Below are 17,500 nucleotides of genomic sequence, written 5' to 3' on the forward strand. Positions count from 1 at the left end.
GTTTGCGCAATTTTGCCATGCCGACTTTTTTGTTGCGAACGCTCAGACGACGGGATTCGCATCGGCTCAAAAATCATCGTTGAGCGCGTCTTTGCCATCGTTTGGATCTCCGAAAAACTTCAGCGAGCACGCGACAGAAACACCGTTCCCAACCAACATATGCGACACGGACGAAATTTCCCAATCGAGATTTTGCCGCAAATAAGCGTCGATCAGGTTCGAAACTTCCTCTGGATTTTCTCCCGAAAAAAAGCGCACGGCGGTCGTTGGGTTCATGATTTTGATTTTTGTTATTGGCTAAGGTGGTGAAATTATTGCGGCTGACACGCGTTGAAGTCGGCTAAGATCGATTGTTGTAAAGATGAAAAACTGCTTGATACTAATTTTCGATTTTCGAAAACAGGATTTGGCACTCGATAATCCGATAGCGAAATCGAAGCGCTACCAAATTGCGCTTCTCATTCTATGTTCCCAATTTTGGGAATGACTTGCAAGATGATGCGTTGGTTTTTCCTGTCCTGTTTTTTAGGGTAACGCCCAACGCCCGCTGTTCCCGATCCAGAAACCTGTATTTCGCAAACTGCGGGATTTAGGTGGATTCCACGTTTGTCCCATAACTTTTTGACCGCAAGCGCCCGGAGATAACTGAGTTGGTCATTTTGTTTGTAAGCGTCGTTGGATGCCATTCCTTCTATCAGGACGAGGTAGCGGATATCTTGTCCGTTGTACTTTTTGCCCAGATTGTCGATCAGTTTTTTGATGGCTTTTCCTACTTCGGTCAAATAGACCTCATCTTCGGCTTTCTTGAAATTGTCGGTATTAATGAAGAACTCGACGTCACTTTTGAGCGAGAAGCGCTTGTAAATCGAGTCGTATGCAAAATATTTTTCGGGCAACTCTTTTACGGCTGTCTGTATTTCCCTGATTTTGGTCAGTTGTGCTTCTGTGGCTTGTTGCTGCCTTTTCATCATGGCGATGACCAATACGAACAGCACCAACATGATAAAGAAAAGGCTAGTCATGAGATCTGCGTAACTTGCCCAGAAGTAGTTGTTTTTCTTTGACATCAAAAAATGATTTTATAGAGCATCCAAAAGCAAAACCCTACACCGGCAATCGCTCCGGAACCTACAAATGCGTAGGCCGCATATTTGACAGGCAACGGAATCTGGAGATCAGGCTTACCATTGCTTTTTACGGCTTCCGCAAGGTTTTCCACAAGGATGTTGAGTTGATCCAAACGTTCGCTTTGCGCCTTTGCTCCTGTTTCAACACTGCTTTTGAGTTCCCCGATTTTTTTGAGTTCGTTCAGGTTGCCCCGATCTTCCTTGAGTAATTTTTCAAGCAGGTCTTCTTCCTTGATCGTGATGTCTTTTATAGCTTTGATTTGCGCTTCGATATGCCTCTTGAGCTCTTCGAAACTCTTGGTCAGCGCATTGTCTACGTCTATTACGGCTTCGGTCACGATTTGCTTTCGGCTGCTGACTTCCCTGAGTTCCGACTTCAAAACGGCAATGAGTTCAGTATTGACCGAGATGTTAGATCCTATGCTGCTCGCGATTTGTTCGATGGCATAAGTTCGATCCAACTGCCCGTTGATATTGTGGTTGAGTTTTTGGGCATTGTCGACAAAAGAGTTCAGCTGCGTGAGGAATATGTTGAATTTTTCGAATTCCTTTGTGCTGGTGCGCAACTCCTGAAGCACGTTGATGTTCAGTTTGGCCAGTTGGGCGACGTCGACTTCCTTGAGCTCATTCATCAGGTTTACCTGACTGTCAAACGAGTTCAGGATTCTGGTCATCAGTCCGTTGAAACTCGAAATATTGGTCGAAAACGTATCGTTGAAGTGCAAAAGATTGGCTTGGAGCGAATAAATGCTTGACGATATATTTTGGGACAGCACCGGCAATAGCTGTGTTTGTATCCACGTAAAGTAATCGTTTTTCCGACTTTCGGCCTCCAATTTTGCTCCCTTGTACGTCCAACCCGAAAGAATCACCGTAAAGAGAAGTCCTACAAAGCTGGCAATCATAGCGACCTTTACGCCTCCTATCAACATGTCGATGGCGTTTTCGAAATTGGCATCGCTGATACTTGGCATGGAGAACAATCCAATGACGATTCCAATCATCGTGCCCATCAATCCCAGATAAAGCGGAATCGGGATCAAGGCGTTGATTTCCTCGTCCACGGCATCCGTATTGCGTTCCACGACGTCTTTGATAAGGTTGAAATCGCTCACCGCGCCCTTGTTTCGCAAAAGATAGGTATTGACCGACGAAAGTATCTTGTCAAGCACTTCATTGGAATGACCGGATTTTACCAGCGTGACCTCTATATATTTTCTTTCCATAGTTTCAGATTTTCGTCCATCCCAAAGTTTCATATTCGGTAAGTTCTTCTCGCGTAATTTTTCGTTCCTCGTTTTTTTTCGCAATCCATATAAACGGAAGATCTTCGCTGTCATCGTCAAAGAATGCAGTGTCTTGCGCCTCGTGATAATCGTCGACGAAATCTTCGTCATTGTCAGATTCCTGTTCGATCGCTATAACTTCCTGGAATGAAACAGGATTTCCGAACTTGTTCAGATTGTTGAGGATGAAATCTACACTGACGTCCTTTATCTGGTCTTCGGGAATGTAAACTTTCACGGTTTCGAACGCATCGCCAAACGGAAATATTTCCTTGAAAAGCGCAATTTTTTTGACGGCCGTGTAAAGCACCGAGAGCTGGACGGCAACTATTACCAATATCACAAAAGCGATTAAAAATGTGTGCATGTTATTCGTATTTGATTTGGGCTTTGGTAATGACTATCCATTTGTCGTTCCTTTTTTCGGCCGATCCTGCAAGAACCGTCGTGATTCGTTTGGCATTTTGGTTCAGTGCGTTTTGAGGCTCGCAAACGGGATCGATGTAAATGTGTGGCGAATTGACGCTATCCCTGATTCCGGTATCGTCTGACTGAAACACGAAACTGGCTTTTTCCTCGCCTGTGAGCGTGAATTTGTATAGCGATTGTGTGGCCCGGAATTGATCTGATTTGGCACTTACGTCGAAACTTTTTTCACCGCTGGGCGTGGCCATAAAAAAAACGGTTTCTGCGGGTTTCGGCGGCAATTTGAAATCTACCTCAACAGGTCTTTCTTCCTGTTTTACCGGTTGTGCAACCGAAACGGACGGTTTTAGATCGCGTAACTGGTTTTTGAGAGCGCTGATTTCCTGTTCGAGTCTGTCGAATTTCGAGTTGTCGGCTCTTGGATTGTCGCCGGAACTTGACGGCTGGACGACGAGCGCTTTTTGATCCGACTGTTTTTTTTGCTTGCCGTGGACTTTCGTTACTTTGCTGTTCAAAAAATAAAGCAATACGAAAATTACAAGTAGTAAGAACGACAGTATCAGTTCAAAAAAATGGGCACCAAAAAAATCGGGCTGCGTATCGGGAAGTTCCATATTGGTTGTTTTTTTCGGTTCTTGGATTTCTTTTTGCGATTCGACAGATGAATCTTTTGGATGCACTTGCTCTTTCGCTTCCGGAGGCGATTCGTAAAAGTGAGCTTCAATTTTTTCTCTTATCACATCCAGTCTTCCGTCCTTTCTCCGTTTTTCTGCAAAATCATAGATCTTCGCATATTTGGCCTTGATTGAAAATATGGTTCCCGATAAAAAGTCGATTGCATCTTTTCCACGCTTCGGATTTTCCTTTTTCAATTTTTGGAATTCGTCGAACAATGCCAGCGTTTGAGAAAATTCACTTAAATCTTTCCGATCGAATGTGCCGGAATCGCAGTCCTTTTGTTTTTCTTTCGGCAAAGCGTCGTTTACACAAAGGCAGGCCACATAATCGACATCGTCACTGAATGCGCCGCTTTGCGAATAAACCATCGGAAAAACCAAAAGAAGAGCACCTAAAAAAAGCCAGGCCTTCATATTTCCTGTGTGTTTAGTTCCGACTGGATTTTGTAGGCCAAATGGTTCAGCCCGCCAACCAGTGGATAGAAGAACAGCGTTTCTTCAAGATTTACGTCGAGATCGTTGTCGAGATCTTTTTGCTTGTCCTCGATTCCGGCCTTGAGGTCGTCCAGCGCATTTTCTGTCAAATAAGCTTTATACGTCTGCAAGTGAACAGGATTGATCCCGAAATTGTCTTTGAAACTGTACGATTTGTTCAATGAGAAAAACCAGTCGAGAAATGCCGTGTACTCCGTTTGTACGCTCGTTTCCATTTCCCTGTCGATATCGCGATAAGTGACCGCTTTTTCGGGAATGACGATTTCCTGAGTTGTCCCCAAAAGCACTGCTTTTATCGCATCGACATTTATCGATTGTCCTTGTGGGATATTCAAGGCGCCCTTACAGCTGATTTCCTTCGGATTCTCATCTTGGATCAGTTCGATTCTGGACATCTCGTCAGTATTGAAAATCTGCCTGAAAACGATTTGCGTGAGTTCTGTGAGTGCGCTCAGACGATCGCTTCCGTCGGCGACATTTATGATTTTCGAACCTGTTCCGCTAAACGTGATATACCTTGGCATGCTTACCGATCGCGCCTTGATCATCTTCGCCACGTGGTAAATGATCGCAGTGTAGAAAAGCAGGAAAACGATCTTGAAATCACTGTTGAGCATCAACTTTTTACTGAACGAAATCGGGATATTGTTGTCCTTTATTTTCTTGTTTTTTTCTATCGAAAAGAAAAAGGCCACGATGTCTTCTGACTTGCCGTTTTCTTTTATCTCGTCCAAAATTTTTATCAGATCGTGTTGTTTGTTCGTTTCCAGTAAAAACCGGATTCGGTCGACATACTTTTGGATAAAGCCATTGATTACACTCGATCGCCCGAATGCGTCACCAAAAATGGCGTTGGCCGCGAATCGGAAAGACGTCAATATTTCAGGACGATTGTTCGTGTATACGACGACGTCTGTGGTTCCTCCGCCAATGTCAATCGAAACCACCGAACTCGAAAGCGCATTTACGCCAAGTTGGGAATTGAAATAGTAGAACGGCGCAATCGACTCCGAAAGTTTGTCCGGCGCTTGGGTTGTGTTTATGAACTTCGCGAAAAGCCGGTTCCAAGTACTTTCGAGCATGTTGATCCTGTGTTTTGTCATACTTGAGGGATACAGCCATATCAACCTTACTTTTGTCAGGTCGCCTCCGTTCAATATCACCTTGTTGCGTATCAGGAACAGCAGATTTTCGAAATAGGCTTCAATTATCTTGATTTCATTGGGCTTGTTGGTGTAATCGGCCCATTTTAGATTGGTACGCGTCTTGGAGTTTGTCGGGATTGGATATTTTTCATACACAAAAGGAATGTTCAGATCGGCCAAAGCGTAAGTCTGGTGATTCATATCCAGTTTCTCATTTGACAATATCGCGGTTCGCAACGGAAACTGAAATTCGCTTTTGGCATTGACCATTTCCGGGATCAATTCCTGCGGAATCAGCTCAAGCAATCTATTGGCGCGAACGATACCGATCGATTTCAGCGTTTCAGGGTTCTTGATATCGTGTAAAGTCGCAATCTGGATGTCGTCTTCAGATATCTCGAAAGGTTTTGCCGTGCCTTTGTCTTTTCTGTACTCGATGTGCGTATTGGTCGTGCCGAAATCTACTGCGAAGGTAAATTGTGCAGTTCCGCTTGGCTGCATTTGAAATTTCGGAACTACAATTCCTTGTCCCCAATTGTTTTTTACCGTCACGTAGTCGAAACTGTCCTCAAGCACGTAATAATCTGACGAGATATAGTCGTTCTCTTTGTTGTTTCGCGATTTCACGGCTTTTTCAGTGACGGGGCTGTTCGCTTGGTTTTTGTAGAATCCGAGCGTAAAACGACTGTGCTTGGTGTGCTCCTGAATGTCGCGATCCACGAATGCGACGCGGTATTGGTTTTGTTGGTCTTCGGCCAATTTCAGAAACGGATAAACCGTGAGCCCAAACTGGTTTTCGATAATCGCACCGCGGTTTCTGGAAATTTCAGGTTCGGCAATCTGGTATTCGTTTGTCGACGGATAGTACATGCGCTCATAAGTGATGTAACCGCCGCTTTGGATCGGAATGCGAAGCGTCGCGCTGATTCCGCCAGATGTCATCTGTCTTAGTTCGAATACTTTTTTTCCATCCGAAGTCACGCCCTGAAGATCCTTAACGTCGAAATAATCGAAATACGCCGTCTTGATCGGCAACAGAAATCCTTTGGTGATTTCTCCCGATCCAACCGTCAGGTTCCCATCGAAGAATTTGCTGCTTTGTATCGGATAAACCGTCCGGATGATGTATGGCTCGAGGAAATCGCTTATCGTGAGATACGGATACTTGGTGCCGTCGAAAGGAAGCGTGCGTTCCTTGATCGGGCGATTGTCGGCATAGTCCGCTTTGTTGTTGCGGTTCCAGAAATCCGAAGTGTATTTTGTCTTTTCGGAAAAGTCATCCACCGGAAGCACCAAAGGCAAGTCTTTCCCGTCATATTTGCCCGAAGCGATCGCGAAACCGCTTTCCACCGATCCGCCTTCGGTCTTCTTTCGAAGCGGAAATCCCAAAACCTCGACGATGCTGCCGTCTCCGCCAGCCGAAAGCCGTTCGAATTCGAGGTCGAAATCATTTTTGGTGTAGTTTTTCAGGATTTCTTTTTCCTCATTCCGCAACTGCACGAAATTCAGGTCGATATAAGCATCGACAGCTTTGAAAACAGAGCTGAATCTTGGAAAAAATTTCTTGAGTCCGTAAATGAATTTGATATAATTGAACTCGCGCTTGTGCAACGGTTGATAACTTTTGTCGAAAACGCGGTCGTTGCCGAAAAGGATGTCGACATAGCTTAAATCGTTGGCCGAAGTAAAAAAAAGGCTCGCCGGCGAAGTGCCTCCCAAAATATTCATAGGATTCGGTCCGCCTTTGTAATTGAGCAGGAAAAGCCTTTCCGTGCCGTCAAAATTGTAGGCCGAAGCGTCCTGGCGCAAGTAAAGTTTGAGCGTTTCTCCCAAAAGCCTGTGTTTTGGATTTGCCGATTCGAGCAATGCATCGAGATCTTTGGTTTTGTCCCAGATCAGAATGTCGACCTTGTCGCGATGTTTGTCGATGTTGAACAAGATCTGCCCAACGTCCAAACAGTCGGAAACCATTTTATGAAATATCGTCGAGCCTTCAATCTGGCCGCTGTTGACCAAATTTTCGAAAGCGCTCTTGACCAGATCTATTCTTGCGAACGGACTTGGAATCGAGGTGATCTCGCGCCTGGCCGTCGCTCCTGCCGGATCCTGGATCGCTTCGATCGCCCTGGTTCCATAAGCCGTGGAAGTCTGCCAATCTTCGATACTGTCATTTCCCTGATGAAATCGGAATACTTTTGCCATGATGGATCAGAAATTATATTTGTCGGTTACCAGTTTTTGTGTCGTGTCGTGAAATAAATCCATAAATCGTTGTGCTATTGACGCGGTGTTCGGGTTGCCTTGCTGTGCTTTCGAAAGCAGATAATCGTATCGATTGTAGTTTTTCTGCTCCAAAAAGCCCGATTTGGGTTTCACGCCTTTTACCATCTCGAACAGGTTCGAATCGTCGGCAAGCAAGTTGAACGGGCTGAAACTTCTTGTGTTGTGTGCCATTTCGTGTAACCATTCGGTGAAGAATTGGTTGAAATTCCTGAGATGACTGCTGTAAAAAGGTTGGCTCATGAATGTTGACATACCCAATTCCTTCGTCCAGTTTTGATCGGCATTGGAGGCTATCCTATTGTTGAGATAAAGCGTGAACAATTGGTATTGCGTGAGATTTTTCCGGAGCGTGGTCTGAGTCGAGAAGCCGAGATTCGCAAAAATCAACGATTGGCTGTTTTCCTTGATGCCGAATTCCTTGTAAACGGGATTATCGGCTTTTCCTTCAACGTTGACAAGCTCTTTGGAAGGCATTTTCGCGAAATCAACAATAGACAATGCCGCAACGATCTCGAGAAAATGGGCATCGTTCTTTTGGGAAACCGATCCTTCGTGGTTGGGATAATCTTTTGTGATGTTGTCGCCCAAATAATAAAGGGCATTGAGCGATTTGTTTCCGCTTACGCTTTGCTCGTAATAGGACAACGCTGCCTTTGTCTTGGAGATGAAAGAAGATTTGTCGATTTTGCTTTCCTCGCTTGGAGAAACTCCAAAGTACGGAAGCATCGTAATCGCGCCCACCGGAGCATCCTGTAAATAACGCCAGGTGGAAATCCCGTGGTCGGCATCCCGTATGTTTTTGAGCAACAATGGGAATCCGGCCGCGCCCGTTCCTCCAAAAATGGAACTGATGATAAAGATTCTGTCGTCCTGGCAAAACGAGGACGCGAAATCCTTGAAATCCTGAGATTGCTTGAATTGGTTCAGCACGACGCTGCCAATGTTCGGATTGCCCTTGAATCCCACTTCCATATCGGCATTCAAATTATCTTCTGAAAACAACAGACTGATCAAGGCTTTATTGGCGTCATCCAGACTGCTGTATTCAATGTAATCCTTGAAGCGATCATTTTTCACGTCGCTTAGGTGTAACCTGAAGTTTTGCGTGACATTTGATATCCGCGTGCCGAAAAACTTGTTGCTGTTCGTATCGTCAAAACTCAAGGCATTCCTGATATGTTGATAGTTTTTGAGGATGTCTATCGTTCGGGTCACGTCTCCGTTCGCCTCGTCGGGATCGATGATGATCGGGACGATTTCGAACCCGTTGGCCTCGACGCCTGTTGCCAGAAGCATCGCCAGCGATTTGATTACCCTTGAACCGGTTCCGCCGATCCCGAATACGTATAATTTTGCCATAAGTGCTTATTTTAGAATGGTGTCCGCGACGCTTTGACGCTTTTGAATTTGAGTGCGATCGAGAACAGGAAACAAAAAATCATGGTCCAAAAAACGTTCACCATCGAAAACGTAAAACAATCCAACAAGGTCACATTTGGTTCAAGAGCCGAAAAACTGAAAAAGTAGGCCACGAAAAAGTTTATTACGGCAATGATGAGAATCCAAAAGAACCAAGGTTTCTTCCTGTAAAAATTTCCGTAGTTCGAGAGAAAATAATAGTAGGCAAGTTCCGCTACCAACGAGGTGATGATCATTATGATTCCTATTGGTACATAAGCCTCCGCAGCATACATTTCCTCTGAGAAACCCTGAATGTAAAACAGGTTCATAGGCGAAAAACCTTCGTATAACATTGCAAAAAAATCGTTCATGATTGCTTCTATTTATTGATTTTGATATTGATTTTGAAGTATTGGTTTGGAGCGTCGTCAGCGAGATAGGCTTCACTGATGCCTTCGATCAGATTCCCGAAACCGAATGTCTGGCCTTGGGACGATTTGACATCGAGATCGTCTTCCGTGTGCGTCTTGGCGACCCATTTTGGAGTTTGCCTTTTCAGGTTGAACTGCAAATCGGAATAAGTGCGTGAAGTCGCGAGAAACCTGATGCAGTGCGTGAATTTGCCTGCCGACTTCGATAGTTTTGATGCCGATGTCGGAGTCAGATTTGCCGCTCCGATTCTGGATATAGTCCCAATCGAGAAATTGCCCGCCTCAATTTCATAATTCTTCGGATTGGTGAGATAGCTTTCATCCAAAGGCAAAGCGGTCAAATCCATCGCTACGGAAAAACTGAACTTGTCCCCATTTCTGGAATCGGCAGTTATATCATTTATGCCCTTGACTGCGTTCTTACTCGAGAATTCCCTGGCGGGCTTGAACCTTCCGAAATCTTTTCTCGTGTTGACTACAGAGAAGTCGATTTCTGAAGAATAGTCGATTGCCGACAGCAACAGTTTGTTCTCAAAACCGTCCAATGTTTGAAGGTGCATTTTGGCGTTGAAGTCGTCGATTTTCGAAGCATCGCCCAGTACCGAATAGTAGTAAGGTCTCGAGACATTGGCGAGTTTGATTTTCGTGTTCTTTTTCGAGTAATAAGTTCCGGTGAAACTCGAATTCAGTTTCGCGATCAAAGCCGACTGATTTTTATTTCTACCGATGCTTGCCTGAAAGACCTGCCGTATCAAACTTTGCTGTATGGCCAACTTTTTCGCCGTGTCGTCGCCGGAAACCGAAAAAATACAGTCCGAAATCAGTATGGAAATCGTGTCGCGCCCTGCCGTTTCCAATACGTTCTCATAAATATCATTCAGGTCGCTGTGGCTAATATCTCCCACTGTTGTGTTTTTATCATCCATGTTTTTCGGATAGTCGGACAGATCTCTGGTTGCAACTTTGATCGGATAAACTTTCGAATTGATGAAATACAAACTGATTTTGTTGGGTTCATAATATCCGACCGCCCTTACAAGCAACTCGGTCATGGCATTCTTGAAATTGGAATCTTCACTTACGTAACCCGTCATACTTCCTGTGTTTTCCAGATAGATTTTTAGGAAAACGCGCTTTGGATCAATCACGGCCTTTGTGTAAAACTTATAGCCTTTTGTTCGCAGGTAAGACTTTAACGAAGATTCGTCCGTGACCTTATTCGCGATGAATTCCCTGTCGTTTCCGCTCGCAAGCACAAATTCCGTCAGTTCCTTCAGTTCGTCTTTATCGATTATTTCATCGCTTTGGGAATCGGTTTCTGCCCTTTCTTCGAACTCCGCGAAACGCGAGCAAGAGGCGCAAACGAATAAGGTCAAAAAGCACAAAATTGTAAACTTTCGCGTCATATCATTTAATTTTAATTTTCAACAATCCGTTGCTGACGCCAACCACCTCTATGCCATCTGAAATGGTGTAAAGATGCTCAAGCAAAGCCTGGCTCGTATTCTTGTGTCGGATAGCAATTTTCGCGGTTGTACCCAAAAACTCATACGACAGACTATGCGTCAATTCGAGCGCTCGCAGTTTTTTGAGCAAATCCTGTATTAAACTGAAATTCACGTTCTCGACTTCGAGCGTCGTATGCTGATCTTCGGGAATTTTAGCGACTTTGGATGGTGATTCAGAAATGGCCGACGCGGCAGCCTTTGCCGTCGAAAATCCCGATGGCGTCACAAAATCCGTCTGCAGAACAATACCTTTCGGACTCGCTCCGTACGAATTCGATCCATACGTGCCATCTTCAAAAATCAGCCATAGAACGTAAAAAGGAATCAACTGCATCCAGCCGCTGTTATTTACGTCGTGACATCGTTTCGCACCTTGCGCCAACACGAACCAGAACAGCGCCAAAAATGCCAGTCCTGCAAGTGCCCCAAGCGTGTCGTCTTGCGCAAAGGCTGCGATCACACAATACGAAATCACATAAATTACCAGGCTAAGACCGTATTCCGTTCTTGTGATACGTCCTGAAAAAGAAAAAGGTGCGTTGAACATTTCGCTTGTTTTTAGCTTCCTATTGGAATCGGTTAGTTGTCAATGGCGTAAAAGTATTGGGACGCATTGACGTGTTTTTACGGAAAACCGTAACTGGCATTTTTTTTCGAAAGAACACGATCCAGAAAATGAAGTAGCACCTGAAAACCAACGACTAAGCCGATTTTATATCCGCTAACTAATCGCCATTTTTATCGAAATACAATTTGTTGAATACCGTCGTTTCCGATTGGTGAGCGTCATTCGGCTCAAAAAACCTGATCGCATAATGTTGCAAATTCGCACCCATTCCTGACGCTTATCCCCAAAAACCGCTCAACTATCCGCCAAATCGCAACGCTCATACATCGGCTCAAAAAAGTAACGCGCATCACGTTATATTTGAAATGGGATGCGCCGGCCGGTTTTTTCTTACGGCAACTCCCTATATTGTGAACCGATTTAACCAAACAAACAAATGGCCACACAAATTTTTGACGTGCAGTGGAACGACGCGCCCGCGGGAAAACCAATTCTTTCAAAAGCTGAAATCGTCGCGTATTGCAGGCATTTCGGGCAAGACACCCAAGAACTTCACGACTTTTTGACGCGTTTCGATTTCGACGAATGGATCTGTATGGAACTTTTTGTCGATTATGTTTACGGCAAAGTCGATAAATCCGGAGAAGTTGGCAGCGACGCCGTGCAATACCTGAACATCGTTTCGGGCACATTTTTCAGCGACGAAGCCGAACTCGCACTCAAAAACTACCTCGGGTTCGACAAAAAGAAATTCGATTATCTGTACGAGGATTCTCCGCCTTTCGTGACTTTTCCAGACTGTCCGCTTTGGATCGTACAAGTCACCGGCAAACAAAAACAGCAATCGAGCGGCATCTTTTTCATGCCCGCGACTTTTTGGAAAGACGCCCGAATGACAAGCGAATCGTACGCCGACGAATATTTCGGAGTCAAGGAACGCTACAACAAATGGTACGGGGAACCTTTCGGCAAAAATCACGATCAAAGCCAGTACTGGCGCAATCGGATCGGGCATTTTTCACCCAATTTCATCCGTCGCGATAACGGGCTCGAAATCGCGTTCGACTACCACAACATCCACGTCGACAACTTCGCCAATCGGCTTTTCGTGCACGATTCCGAAAAGGACGAAATGGCTTTTTACGATTTAGCCGATGCGAGCAAAAAACTGGCCGCGCCCAATTTTCTCAAGGACAGCCGCAATGGTTTCATGCAGCTTTCATCCGACGGATACCGATTTTATTCCGACACAAAACTCGTCACGACCGACAAAGATTTCAACGTGATCTCTGAATCGGCCTCAAAAATCGTCAATTCATTCGAGGACGATTTCTGGAAAGTGATTATCGACAAGAAAGGCGTTTTGATGACCAAAAAGCAATCTGGAGAGGAAAAACGGCTCAAGTTCAGCGAACTCAAACTCACTTCTTTCTCGAAAGATCCTGACAGCGTCAAGATTTTCGCCAATGGAAACAACTCGGTCATCTTCTTCGAATACAAGGCTGCGATCGTCGACAGTTCGTTCAATGTGACGAATCTGGCTTTCGACTCGATTTTCAAGAAGGAAATCCAGCCCTATTTTTGCGGCTATTACCAAAAACGCGAGACACTTTCGGTTTCGCCAGACAGGCATTTGTTCTTTGGCAACGAAGGTGTTTTTGAGATCGGAAAGGATGAGAAACCAAAGATGTTCACCGAGAAACTTAGAGCCATCACGGGCGAAGGTTTGTTCTACAACGCTATAAAAGACGAGGCTTTACAAGGCATTTGGTTTCTTGCAGGTAACGACAGACTCGTCTTCACGGACGAAAATTTCGAAAAAGGCTACGTGTTCAATTTCACGCAGCAAGACCTTTCGCACGAGCATTACAATTCGTACCGATACAGCAATATCTTCTTCGACAAAGACCAAAATCTGTGGTACTCGCTTCTTGGCTCGACGCTCCACAAGATCACGAGAAGCGAACTCGAGTCGAAGCTGAAAACAGCGATTTCCTTTTCGGATCAAGCCAAATCCTTAGTGAAATGACAGCGAACAAAGACGAATGGTTTCTCAACGACCGCTGGGACGAAGCCGAAAAGGCCGTGTTTTACCTGAAACTGAAAAGAGCCCGATACAAAAAAGCGTTCATCATTCGGGCCAAAGCCAGCAATTTGTTGTTCTCGGGCGATTCCGGGAAAGTTCGGGACGCTTTGGAATTGTTCAAAATGGGAATCGAAGAATGCCCGGACTCTGATTTGCTTTCGAGCTTTTACCTGCAATCGGCTCTAGCGCACATTTTGCTTTCGAACAGGCCCGAAGCTTTGGAAATGTTCCGAAAAACGATCGAGGTCGAGAGCGACGCTACCAAATTTGTCCGGATCACGAACGCTTGGAGTCAATTTGCGCTTTACGTCGTCCGCGAAAATGCACAGGATCACTTTAACGAGATTTTGTCGGTAATCGACAATTCGAAAACTTTTCTCGTGAAAGAACTTTTTCTCAAGCACGCACTCAAGGCAATCATTTTCAAAAATCAGGAGAAGGAAGAAAATGCCACCTCCGAGAAAACTTTGGCACTCGAGTACTTGTCGCACGAAGATTCAGGCTTGGAAAATCGGCCCAGACTGGGTTTGGTAGACAAACAGGAATTGGCCGACATCATTGAAAAGCTCAACGCCGTTTAGGTGCGCGCACTAAATACAATTTTATGTTTTCATTTATAGAATCGTTCCTTTCGTTCTTCCGAAATAAATCGGACGAGCAAAATCCAGCCGCCGATCAAGTCGTCATTCCCCAAAAAATCTCCGCGCCCAAATGGGAAGCGGGTTTTGATCCTTCAGCACTCGAGGTTTTTCGTTCCGAACTCGAAAAGTACTTCGCCAAGAAAAAAGTGACTTTCTCGTTTTCGGGAAACAAGATATTTTTTGACGACGACCAAGAGCGTTACGAAGATCACAATATTGTCGATCTGACGCAGAAATGCCGGGAAACTTCTACCGAACATTATGGAAAATGCATCCGCAAATTCTACGACACGATGGCAAAAACCAATGCCGAAGTTTTGGCCTATCTCGAAAAAGCCGATGATTTCTTCGAAGCTCAGATAAAACTTGGAACCGGATTGTTCACAAACGAATTCGACGATTTTTTTGGAGAAAAAGGCGATCTCGTGACCAAGGAATTCGCACCCGGAATTTACGTCGTGCTGGTTTTCTATTTCAAGACCAAGGTTGTGGCCGTGCCGAGGGAAAAATTCGAGAAATGGAATGTTCCTATCGAAGAACTTTTCGAAACGGGAATCGAGAATACTTGGGGATCGTTTCCGACGCTCACGCAGCCTTTTCTGACAGATGGCGTCGAATACAAAATCATCCACGCCGATTTTTTTGCCCCGAACGAATTCCTGAGACGCGGCGGCTACCATTCCATTTTTGGAGAGAAAGGCGCGCTCGTGAGTTTGTTGAGCCAAAACAAAATCCTGTATTGTCCAATCGAAAATCCAGACATGACGGCCGAAATGCGAGTGATCGTTCCGGTGGTTTCCAAACTTTTCGACGAAGCCGCATCGCCCTTGAGCGACAAAATTTTCTGGACAAAAACGGGTGAAAAGTTGATCGAAGTTCCTTACTCGGTTGCCTTTGGGAAGCTCGATTTTACCTTGACGGAAGAAATCGTCCACTTTTTTTCGCAAGCCGAAAGCCAATAACTTAAACATCCAAAAACGATTATCATGGCGAAAATGACGCTTGACAAAGCGCGATCCGTACTGAAAAAACACAAAGTCGAGGCCAACGGCAAACACTTGTTCGACGCTTTCGGGAACCCCGAACTTTTCGAGGCGCTTTTGGTCGCTGGCGCAGATTCGAACCATTTCGACACTGAATTCAATGTCCCGATTTTGTCATTGGCTTACAGCCGACAGGAATATCCCGAGTTCGCGCTGTTGCTCCAGCATGGCGCGAATCCCGATGTGCCGTCGAGCACTGATGTCGCGCGCACGCCAATCCTTTTTGAGATCGTAAGTTCAGACCCGGACGGTTATTTGTCGCTCATGATCCAGGCTAATGCCGACCTGAACCAATTCCATCCGGAAACGGGAAATACCTTGATCATGCACGCGGCGACGCACTATTACGTTTCGCTGGAAATGCTGGAAGTCCTGATTAAAAATGGAGCCGATAGCAATTTGCCAAATCGAGACGGATTTACGATTTACGACCTAATCGACCAAGGAAAAGTCAGTTTTCACAAACCGAATCTGCTTTTTCTCAAGAAACATCAAACCGGATATTCAGAACGCATCGTCACAAAAGAAATCGTTCCGCCGGCTCAAACACCAGATTTGAGGACTCAGTTTTCCCATTCGATCGGATCGTTTCGCGGCATCAAGGTAATCGGCAAAACCGACGACACGCTTACCGTCAGAATGTATCGAACCAAGCGTTACGACAGCGATTTTCCGCGCACGCACACCGACGGTCTCAATATTATCTTCTCACTTTTGGAACATTCCGAAACGCTTTCGGATTGGAAAGACGTGGCTTCGACTTTCGATTTTCAAAAAAACCACGTTTCCGTGGCGCGTAAATTCATCGCTTCGACTATCGTATCTGATTTTGATCTGACGTTTCACGAAGCGCTTTGGCTCGAAAAAGGCTATTGCGATTTTGACGAGATTTCGGACGAAACCCGCGAAATGCTGCAGCAAGCCACGATGGCGATTACAGTGACCGATCCGACAATGCTCGAAACTATTTCTGTCGGCACATCCATAAAGATTTCGCAGTATAATGTCGCTCCAATTTGGTATCTCGAAAACAAGGCGAGCTCGTCCTATTTCGTCCTGTTTACGAGCGACGGCGGAAAATGCATGTCCAAACAAGGTGAAATTGGCCAGGACGCGAAGGCGAAACCCGTCGCCGGAATCAGCAAAGGCTATTACAAAGAGGAAAATCTTCGGGCCGAAGCTCATGCTTTTTCCAAATTCGGTGAAGGTTTCGAACTCGTCTACAAAAATTTCGACACGGCTTACAATCTCGAAGAAGGCATTGAAGAAGCGGCGAGACAGGCCAAAATCAACGAGAGCAAAGCCGATTATAGCGAAGATGCGCTCGAGGCCATCCAAAGTACGAACGTGGCGAAACTCAAATCGATTCTCGAAACCGGCGTGCATCCGGACACGCTCAAGGACAAATACGGAAATCTCGCGCTCGGTCAGGTTGCCGGTGCGTATTTTCCAGAATCGGCCCATCTTGAAATGCTCAAGTCTTTGCTCGAAAAAGGCGCGAATCCAAACCACGAAGCTTACCAGGACGAACCTTTGTTGCAAAAAGTCAGCCGACGTGCCAAAAACGAACTCGCCGATGAAATGGTTCGGACATTGCTTGACGCTGGAGCGGATATTTCGTCCAACGCATCTGAACTTTATCAAAAAACCTCAACCTTGCAGTCGGCCTGTCGCGGCGGAATGCTTTGGTTCGCAGACTATCTGATCGAAAAAGGAGCGAATTTGCACTACAAGGACGAAAACGGACTCGCGGCTTTGAATTATGCCGTCCAAGCCGAAAAAAACGGTGTCGAAATCATTGATTTGCTGCTGAAAAACGGAGCCGACAAAAACGATCTCAACACGTTTTCCTACAAAAGCAATGTGTTCCAATACGCCGGATCGATTGCCGTCATTGAGAAACTTGTCGCGCTTGGATTCGATATCGATAAGGTTGGCGATCAATATGTTTCGGCGATTTACACGGCGGCAGAACGCGGCTCGATTGAAACTTTCGAAGCTTATTTACGTCTCGGCGCCCAATTCGAACGCTACAGGATTTTGGGCAAAATAACCGACAATTTCCACAGAAACGACAAAGATTTCATCGCGCGTCAAATCGAGAAACTGAGAATCATCCACAAATTGGGACATTCGATCGTCCCGAGTTCAGATTCGACTGCGCTCGAAAAACTGCACGACCAATTCAGGAAACGCAAAAAGATCGCCAAATGGGAAGAAAATGCGTTGCTCGACCTTTGGGAAATGGACTGTAAACCGCAGCGTTTGCGAGATCTGGCCGAGTTCAACGACTATGTCACGAAAGTCAACAGCCAACCTTTGATGCAGAAATGCGCCCAAAGACTTTCCGAAATCCAAGCAGCTTTAAACTAAAAAACAAGCG

At 45.4% G+C, this 17,500-nt stretch carries 14 protein-coding genes; 4 read left to right on the forward strand and 10 right to left on the reverse strand.

The window, feature by feature from the left end; translation table 11 throughout:
* Positions 1-66: 66 nt before the first annotated feature.
* From EOO49_RS14280 to EOO49_RS14325, 10 genes are all read right to left on the reverse strand, one after another.
* Positions 67-276, reverse strand: coding sequence for a hypothetical protein (locus EOO49_RS14280; protein ID WP_290846850.1), 210 nt, complete (start codon positions 274-276; stop codon positions 67-69).
* A gap of 182 nt (positions 277-458) precedes the next feature.
* Positions 459-1,067, reverse strand: a complete 609-nt coding sequence (locus EOO49_RS14285) for a hypothetical protein (RefSeq protein WP_290846852.1) — start codon at positions 1,065-1,067, stop codon at positions 459-461.
* Positions 1,067-2,353 (reverse strand): MotA/TolQ/ExbB proton channel family protein, encoded by a 1,287-nt coding sequence (locus EOO49_RS14290; RefSeq protein WP_290846853.1) that lies wholly within the window; start codon positions 2,351-2,353, stop codon positions 1,067-1,069. The genes EOO49_RS14285 and EOO49_RS14290 overlap by 1 nt, the downstream gene beginning before the upstream one ends.
* 4 nt (positions 2,354-2,357) lie before the next feature.
* The gene (locus EOO49_RS14295; RefSeq protein ID WP_290846855.1) at positions 2,358-2,780 is read right to left on the reverse strand and encodes a hypothetical protein; all 423 of its coding nucleotides are present in this window, start codon (positions 2,778-2,780) and stop codon (positions 2,358-2,360) included.
* A gap of 1 nt (position 2,781) precedes the next feature.
* A complete protein-coding gene (locus EOO49_RS14300; protein WP_290846857.1) occupies positions 2,782-3,930 on the reverse strand; it encodes a hypothetical protein in 1,149 nt (382 codons plus the stop codon).
* Complete coding sequence (locus tag EOO49_RS14305) at positions 3,927-7,358, reverse strand: hypothetical protein (protein WP_290846859.1); 3,432 nt, start codon at positions 7,356-7,358, stop codon at positions 3,927-3,929. Before EOO49_RS14305 ends, EOO49_RS14300 begins: the two co-directional genes overlap by 4 nt.
* A gap of 6 nt (positions 7,359-7,364) precedes the next feature.
* Positions 7,365-8,798 (reverse strand): hypothetical protein, encoded by a 1,434-nt coding sequence (locus tag EOO49_RS14310; protein ID WP_290846861.1) that lies wholly within the window; start codon positions 8,796-8,798, stop codon positions 7,365-7,367.
* Positions 8,799-8,809: 11 nt separating this feature from the next.
* On the reverse strand, positions 8,810-9,211 hold the full coding sequence (locus tag EOO49_RS14315) for a hypothetical protein (RefSeq protein ID WP_290846863.1): 402 nt from the start codon (positions 9,209-9,211) through the stop codon (positions 8,810-8,812).
* Between the two features lie 8 nt (positions 9,212-9,219).
* Positions 9,220-10,677 carry a hypothetical protein gene (locus EOO49_RS14320; protein ID WP_290846865.1) on the reverse strand — a complete coding sequence of 486 codons (1,458 nt, stop codon included), beginning with the start codon at positions 10,675-10,677 and terminating at the stop codon, positions 9,220-9,222.
* A 1-nt stretch (position 10,678) separates the two neighbouring features.
* Positions 10,679-11,326 carry a DUF805 domain-containing protein gene (locus EOO49_RS14325; protein WP_290846866.1) on the reverse strand — a complete coding sequence of 216 codons (648 nt, stop codon included), beginning with the start codon at positions 11,324-11,326 and terminating at the stop codon, positions 10,679-10,681.
* A 457-nt stretch (positions 11,327-11,783) separates the two neighbouring features.
* Here EOO49_RS14325 and EOO49_RS14330 point away from each other — a divergent pair, with 457 nt between their 5' ends.
* From EOO49_RS14330 to EOO49_RS14345, 4 genes are read left to right on the forward strand one after another with little or no spacing between them, the layout of a single operon-like run.
* On the forward strand, positions 11,784-13,376 hold the full coding sequence (locus EOO49_RS14330; protein ID WP_290846868.1) for a hypothetical protein: 1,593 nt from the start codon (positions 11,784-11,786) through the stop codon (positions 13,374-13,376).
* A complete protein-coding gene (locus EOO49_RS14335; RefSeq protein ID WP_290846869.1) occupies positions 13,373-14,014 on the forward strand; it encodes a hypothetical protein in 642 nt (213 codons plus the stop codon). The genes EOO49_RS14330 and EOO49_RS14335 overlap by 4 nt, the downstream gene beginning before the upstream one ends.
* Positions 14,015-14,037: 23 nt before the next feature.
* On the forward strand, positions 14,038-15,036 hold the full coding sequence (locus tag EOO49_RS14340) for a hypothetical protein (protein ID WP_290846871.1): 999 nt from the start codon (positions 14,038-14,040) through the stop codon (positions 15,034-15,036).
* A 24-nt stretch (positions 15,037-15,060) separates the two neighbouring features.
* On the forward strand, positions 15,061-17,490 hold the full coding sequence (locus tag EOO49_RS14345; protein ID WP_290846873.1) for an ankyrin repeat domain-containing protein: 2,430 nt from the start codon (positions 15,061-15,063) through the stop codon (positions 17,488-17,490).
* Positions 17,491-17,500: the final 10 nt, after the last annotated feature.

The sequence above is a fragment of the Flavobacterium sp. genome (genome assembly GCF_004295795.1).
Lineage (GTDB): Bacteria > Bacteroidota > Bacteroidia > Flavobacteriales > Flavobacteriaceae > Flavobacterium.